General features: G+C 72.0%; 5 protein-coding genes. All 5 read right to left on the bottom strand.

The genetic code is table 11. The features are described from left to right. Positions 1 to 50: 50 nt before the first annotated feature. Positions 51 to 1,568, bottom strand: a complete 1,518-nt coding sequence (locus tag ACFVHV_RS43115) for an MFS transporter (protein ID WP_380359249.1) — start codon at positions 1,566 to 1,568, stop codon at positions 51 to 53. A gap of 296 nt (positions 1,569 to 1,864) precedes the next feature. Then, a complete protein-coding gene (locus ACFVHV_RS43110) occupies positions 1,865 to 2,638 on the bottom strand; it encodes an SDR family oxidoreductase (protein ID WP_380359246.1) in 774 nt (257 codons plus the stop codon). A gap of 100 nt (positions 2,639 to 2,738) precedes the next feature. Continuing rightward, entirely contained in the window at positions 2,739 to 3,107 is a 369-nt protein-coding gene (locus ACFVHV_RS43105; RefSeq protein ID WP_359915486.1) for a YciI family protein, read from the bottom strand. Positions 3,108 to 3,243: 136 nt separating this feature from the next. Next, on the bottom strand, positions 3,244 to 4,614 hold the full coding sequence (locus tag ACFVHV_RS43100; protein WP_359915488.1) for an FAD-dependent oxidoreductase: 1,371 nt from the start codon (positions 4,612 to 4,614) through the stop codon (positions 3,244 to 3,246). Between the two features lie 41 nt (positions 4,615 to 4,655). Beyond that, a complete protein-coding gene (locus ACFVHV_RS43095; RefSeq protein ID WP_359915490.1) occupies positions 4,656 to 5,465 on the bottom strand; it encodes a TIGR03084 family metal-binding protein in 810 nt (269 codons plus the stop codon). Between the last annotated feature and the right edge of the window lie 253 nt (positions 5,466 to 5,718).

Genomic DNA, 5,718 nt, shown 5'->3' with positions numbered 1-5,718 from the left:
CCCCCCCCCCGGGGCCCCCCCCCCCGGCCCCGTCGGGTCGGCCGGTCAGGTCACTGACCGCTGTTGCGGCCCGCCCGCTGGAAGTAGACCCCGGCCAGCAGGGCCAGCAGGACGAAGACCCCGGTGGAGACGGCGGCGACGGCGTTCAGCCCGCTGACGAACGCCGCGTGCGCCGTCTTCAGCAGCGCCGCGGAGGCGTCGGCCCCGAGCTGCGCGGCCTCGGCGGCGGCGCCGGCGACGGTCTCCCGGGCGCGGTCGGAACCGACGCCGTTCATCTCGCTGCTGTAGACCGCGGAGCCGATCGTGCCGAGGACGGCCAGACCGAGCGCACCGCCGAGGTAGTTCGCGGTCTCCGCCATCGAGGCGGCCGAACCCGCGCGCTCCGGCGGCACCGAGCCGACCACCAGACCGATGCCGAGCGCGAACATCGGACCGGCGCCCAGACCGATGACCGCGGTGCCGAGCACGATCGGCCAGGGGCCGTGCTCACCGTTCACCAGGATCAGCACCGCCGCGCCGATCGCGGAGAGGAACATGCCGCCGACGATCGCGGTCCGCGGCGTGATCGAACGGATCAGGGCCGGCGTGGACATCGTCCCGACCGCCATGCACAGGCCCATCGGGACGAACCAGAGCGCCGAGGCCAGCGGGGAGTAGCCGAGCACCGTCTGCAGCAGCTGGGTGACGTTGAGGGCGGTGCCCGCGAGGATCATCCCGGCCAGCGCGAGCGCGGTCAGCATGACCGTGAACGAGCTGTTGGCGAAGAGCCGCAGGTCGAGCAGCGGGTCCTCGCCCTTCAGCTGACGGCGCACGAACACGGTGCCGAACAGCAGGCCCACGACCAGCGCCGCCACACCGGTGACGGTGCTCGCGGTGCCCAGCGTGAGGACCTTGATCGCGTACACCACCGGGAGGATCCCCAGCAGCGAGAGCACGACGCTGGTGAGGTCCAGGCGGCGGGACTGCTCGGGGCGGAACTCCGGGAGCAGGATCGGCCCGGCGATCAGCACCACGGCCGCGACCGGGACGGCCAGCAGGAACACCGCGCCCCACCAGAACGGCGCGAGCAGCACGCCGCCGAGCACGGGCCCGAGGGCGGCACCCGTGAAGGTGCAGGTGGCCCAGATCGAGATGGCCTTCCCGCGCTGCTTGTCGTCACGGAAGATGTTGGTGATCAGGGCGAGGGTGGAGGGCATCAGCGTGGCGCCCGCGATGCCCTGCACGCCGCGCGCCGTGATCAGCATGATCGGGCTGGTCGCCCAGGCGCAGGCCAGCGAGGCCAGGGCGAACACCGCCATGCCCGCCATGAGGAGTCGGCGGCGCCCGATCCGGTCGCCGATGGTCCCCATGGTGATCACCAGACCGGCGACCATGAATCCGTAGGCATCGGTGATCCACAACTGCTGGACACTGCTGGCACCCAGGTCGGCGGTGAGCTTGGGCAGCGCCAGGAACAGGACGTTCGCATCCAGCGCGACCAGCAGGGTCGGCAGGGCGAGAACCGCCAGTGCCAGCCAGGGCCGCGCGCTCGTGCGAGGGAGGTCGGTTTCCGCTGTAGTGACGGACATGGCCGTGATGCGTCCTTTCGATCATTTCGGAATGTCGCTCACTACGTTGTCGAAGCAGCGGGCCGATTCTTGCGCCGGTTCGCGGAACTTTTTTGAGAAGACTTCCGCGACGCCCGGCGGATCCACGGTCTTCGCTGGTCAGACGCGTGGAGCCGATGGTGATCGACACCATCGGCTCCACGTGAGGACACTTGTTCGAATGTTCTCGGACACCTGGGGTCCGTCGGGAGCGTCAGGGTGCTCCGGCCGGCGCTCCGGCCTGCGGTCCACGGGTCGCCTGCGGGACGGACGCGGGATCAGTGGTGGTACTCACCGCAGTTGACGTCGAGGCAGTGGCCCGTGACGGCGCGCGCCAGGTCCGAGGCGAGGAAGAGCACCGCGTCGGCGGTCTCCTCCGGGGTCTGCAGGCGGCGCAGGTCCATGTCGGCGGCCACCTCCTGGTAGCCCTCCTCCAACGACAGGCCGCGCATGGCCGCGAGTTCGCCGATGAACCCCTTCACCTTGTCGGTCCACATCGGCCCGGGCGCCACGGTGTTCACCCGGATGCCCTCCGGGCCCAGCTCGGTGGCGAGCATCTGGGCCGCCGCGAGCAGGCCCGACTTGGCGATCTTGTAGGCCCCGCAGGCACGCTTGGAGTGCCGCAGGACGGACGAGTTGACCATGACGATCGATCCGCGGCTGTCCCTCAGCGCCGGGGTGAACAGCTTCGACAGCCGCAGCGCCGCGTAGACGGTCACCTCCATGCCGAGGCGCACGTCGTCCAGGTCGGTGTCGTGGAGTTCCGTGTGCGGCGGCTCCACGAGCGCGTTGTTGATCAGGGTGTCGACCCGGCCGAACGCGTCGAGCGCGGCGGTGACGAGTGCGCCGGCGGCATCCGGATCGGTGATGTCGGTGGGAACCGCCAGCGCGCGGCGACCGGTCTCCTCGACGGCCTTGGCCACCTCGTCGAGGTAGGACGCGGTGCGCGCCACGAGTACGACGTCGGCTCCCGCCTCGGCGCACCGCACGGCGAGCGTCCGGCCGAGACCGGATCCCACGCCCGACACGACGACGACCTTGTCTCGGAGCAACTCCGGAACCTTCATGTGTTCGTCCTCTCGATGCACAGCACACGGACTGGCGAGGGCGCGGGGCGGAGCCCGGGGGCCGTGAGGCCCCCGGGCGGCCGGGTCAGGCGGAAGCGCCCTCGCTGAAGACGATCGGACGGACCTCGATGCCGAGGCCCTCGACCGCGGCATCCGGGATCATCGCGGCGACCTCGTGGGCGCGCGCCAGGTCCGCGACCTCGATGATGTAGGTGCCGCCCACGTATTCCTTGGCCTCGGCGTACGGGCCGTCGGTCACCGCGGGAACGCCGCCGCGAACGCGAACCACGGAGCTCTGGTCCGGGCCGGCCAGAGCGAGGGTCCCGACGAACTCACCGGTGGCCTTGATCTTCTCCATGAACGCACCGTGGCCCTGGAAGACCGCGTTGCGCTCCTCCTCCGGCAGCGCGGCGAGGACATCGGCGTTCGGGTACATCATGATCAGGTACTTCATGGTTCCGCTCCTTGCGACGTGAGGCGCCCGGTGGGGCCTTCACTCCTAAGTCGGCGCTGATCCGCCGATCTCGACATCTGGCGACATCCTCGCGAAAAACTTTTTTCCGCACCAGCGGAACCCGGTACCGGCCGGCTCACGGAGCGGGCACGCCGAAGGCCGAGGGCGGTACCGGACGGCGGGCCGCGCGCAGCACGCGCAGCAGCGTCCGAGGGTGCATCAGGGACTGTGGGGAGGCCACGAGTCCGGCGATCCGCACCAGCGCGTCGGTCACCCGGGGGTCGTGCACCGCAGCCCGCTGGGCCAGCGCGGCGTACCGGTTGACCAGGGCGGTCTGGAGGTTCCGCTTGCCCTTGACGCCCCGGTAGCCCAGGTCGGTCACCGCCGCGAACGACCACGGGGAGCGGATCTCGCGGGCGATGTCCCGGAAGTACGCCTGGGGCGTGGGAAGCCGCCGCCCGGCAGCGTGCCGGCGCAGCACCAGCGCCTGCAGGGCGGCCGAGGTCATGCCCTGGGCGTAGGCGGGGTTGAAGCTGCAGATCGCGTCGCCCATCACCAGCAGTCCGGCCGGAAAGCGCTCCAGCCGGTGGAAGTCCCGGCGGACGCTGGCCGGAAAACGGAAGCGCAGCGGTTCGTCCAGGGGTTCGGCGTCGCGGATCGCCTCGTAGATCTCGGGGACGGGCAGCGACCGGACGAAGGCGTGGAACCCTTCCGGGTCGGTGGGCGGGTGGTCGCCCAGGAGCCCGGTCACCGACAGCTCCACCTGGTTGTCCTCGCCAGGCACCCGGTAGAAGAACGCTCCGCGCGGGTGCGAGGGCGTGGCGGCCGGGATGATGGCGATGTCACTGTCGAACGGGTCCTTCTCCAGGCGGTAGTGGCGGGTGGTGTACGCCAGGTCGATCTCGATCCGCTCCTCCGGCGGCGCCTGGTACCCGAGGTCGGCCAGCCACCGCGGGGTCCGCGAGCCGCGGCCGGTGGTGTCGACGACCAGGTGCGCGGAGAGCGTCCGCTCCTCGGCCCCGGGGGTGCGTGCCTGCACCCTGACCCCGGTGACCCGGTGTCCGGAGGCGTCCGTCACCGGGGCGACGATGTCGTGCTCCTCCAGGAACGACACCTCCGGCAGCGCCCGCACCCGCTCGCGCAGGTGGTGTTCGAGCACCGGCCGGGTGGCGGGCACGGACGGCAGGCCGGTGCGGGCGGGGCTCAGCCGCAGCCCGTTGAAGTACCACTGGATGTCGTTGCTGAAGTCCCCGGGCCGCACCCCCGCCGCGATCAACTCGTCGGTGAGGCCCGGGAACAGCGACTCCATGATCTGGTGGCCGCGGGCGACCAGCCCGTGGGCGTGGTTGCCGTGCGGGACGCCGCGGCGCGGGCCGCGGACCCCGAGGATCTTGTCGCGTTCGACGATGACGACCCTCGGGTAGGACTCGGAGAGCACCCTGGCCGCCAGCAGGCCCGCAATGCTTCCGCCGAGAACCACGGCACATTCGTCGGTACGGGTGGCCATGAAGGTCCCCTCTCTCGGATTTCCGGACGGGTGACGGAGGGTCAGTTCCCGGGCTGCGAACGGAACTGGCCGGGCGCGCGGCCCTCCCCGGCCGGGCCGCGGTAGGCCTGGGCGAGGTCGAGCCAGGCGTCGGCGTCCTTGCCCTCGGCCGTCAGGGCCAGGTCGTCGCGGTGCCGGCGCCGGGTCACCAGCAGGCAGAAGTCGACGGCGGGGCCGCTGACGCGCTGCTCCGCGTCGGCGGGGCCGAACTCCCACCGGGCTCCCGACGGGGCGGTGATCTCGAAGCGGAACTCGGCCTCGGGCGGCGTGAGCCCGCGCGCCTGGTACCCGAAGTCCCAGGTGCGGACCGCGAATTCGACCAGGTAGCGGAGCCGGTCGGTGTGCTCGCGGTGCACTCCGAGCGTGTCGGCGATGTCCTGGCCGTGGCCGAACAGCTCCATCATGCCGGCCGCGGCCAGCACGGGCGCCGGCAGCGGGCGGACCAGCCACGGCACCGGTTGGCCGGCCGGGACGGCCGCCAGGGCCTGCTCGGCGGTCCGGCGCTCGGCGTTCCACCGCTCCAGCAGGAGCTGCGGCGTACCGGACGCCAGGTAGGGCTTGAGGGACTGCTGCACCGCGCCGTCGAAGTCCTGCCCGATGCCGGCGGCCATCGCCTTGAACGCCTCGGGGTCGCCCGCGGCCATTCCCGCGATCTTGAAGGTGGCCGCGAGGTGGGCGATCTGGTGGGCGACGGTCCAGCCGGGCGCGGGCGTGGGCCGCTTCCAGTCGGCGTCCGCCAGGTTCGCCACCAGGGCTTCGACGGCGTCGCCGTCCGCCGCCAGTGCGGATATCACGTCCTGCGAGTCGGGCATGCCTGTTCCTTCCGTAGGGGGGATCCGGATGCCGACGCCGTCTCGACGCACGCTGCGGGGCGTCGGATCGGGGGCCAGCCCAGTATCGGCCGGGCGCGGATCGGCGGGCTTCTCTGCTCGTGCTGAGCGCTCGGCCCGCTCCGCGGCGCTCCCCTCCCCTTGCCTGTCCGTACCCCCGTGCGTCCGCTCCTGCGGCGGAACACGGCAGGCCGGGCGCCCCGCGGGGTGGTGGGGGGGGCGGGGGGCGGGGGGC

Source organism: Kitasatospora sp. NPDC127116 (assembly GCF_042677365.1).
Classification (GTDB): Bacteria; Actinomycetota; Actinomycetes; order Streptomycetales; family Streptomycetaceae; genus Kitasatospora; species Kitasatospora lactacystinica.
The sequence above is the reverse complement of the archived record's forward strand: the minus strand, read 5'-3'. Positions and strand labels throughout refer to the sequence as shown.

What these genes read in the sequence shown, in the direction of transcription:
- ACFVHV_RS43115 (WP_380359249.1), bottom strand. Translation starts at nt 1,568, where the DNA reads ATGTCCGTCACTACAGCGGAAACCGACCTCCCTCGCACGAGCGCGCGG.
- ACFVHV_RS43105 (WP_359915486.1), bottom strand. Translation starts at nt 3,107, where the DNA reads ATGAAGTACCTGATCATGATGTACCCGAACGCCGATGTCCTCGCCGCG.
- ACFVHV_RS43100 (WP_359915488.1), bottom strand. Translation starts at nt 4,614, where the DNA reads ATGGCCACCCGTACCGACGAATGTGCCGTGGTTCTCGGCGGAAGCATT.
- ACFVHV_RS43095 (WP_359915490.1), bottom strand. Translation starts at nt 5,465, where the DNA reads ATGCCCGACTCGCAGGACGTGATATCCGCACTGGCGGCGGACGGCGAC.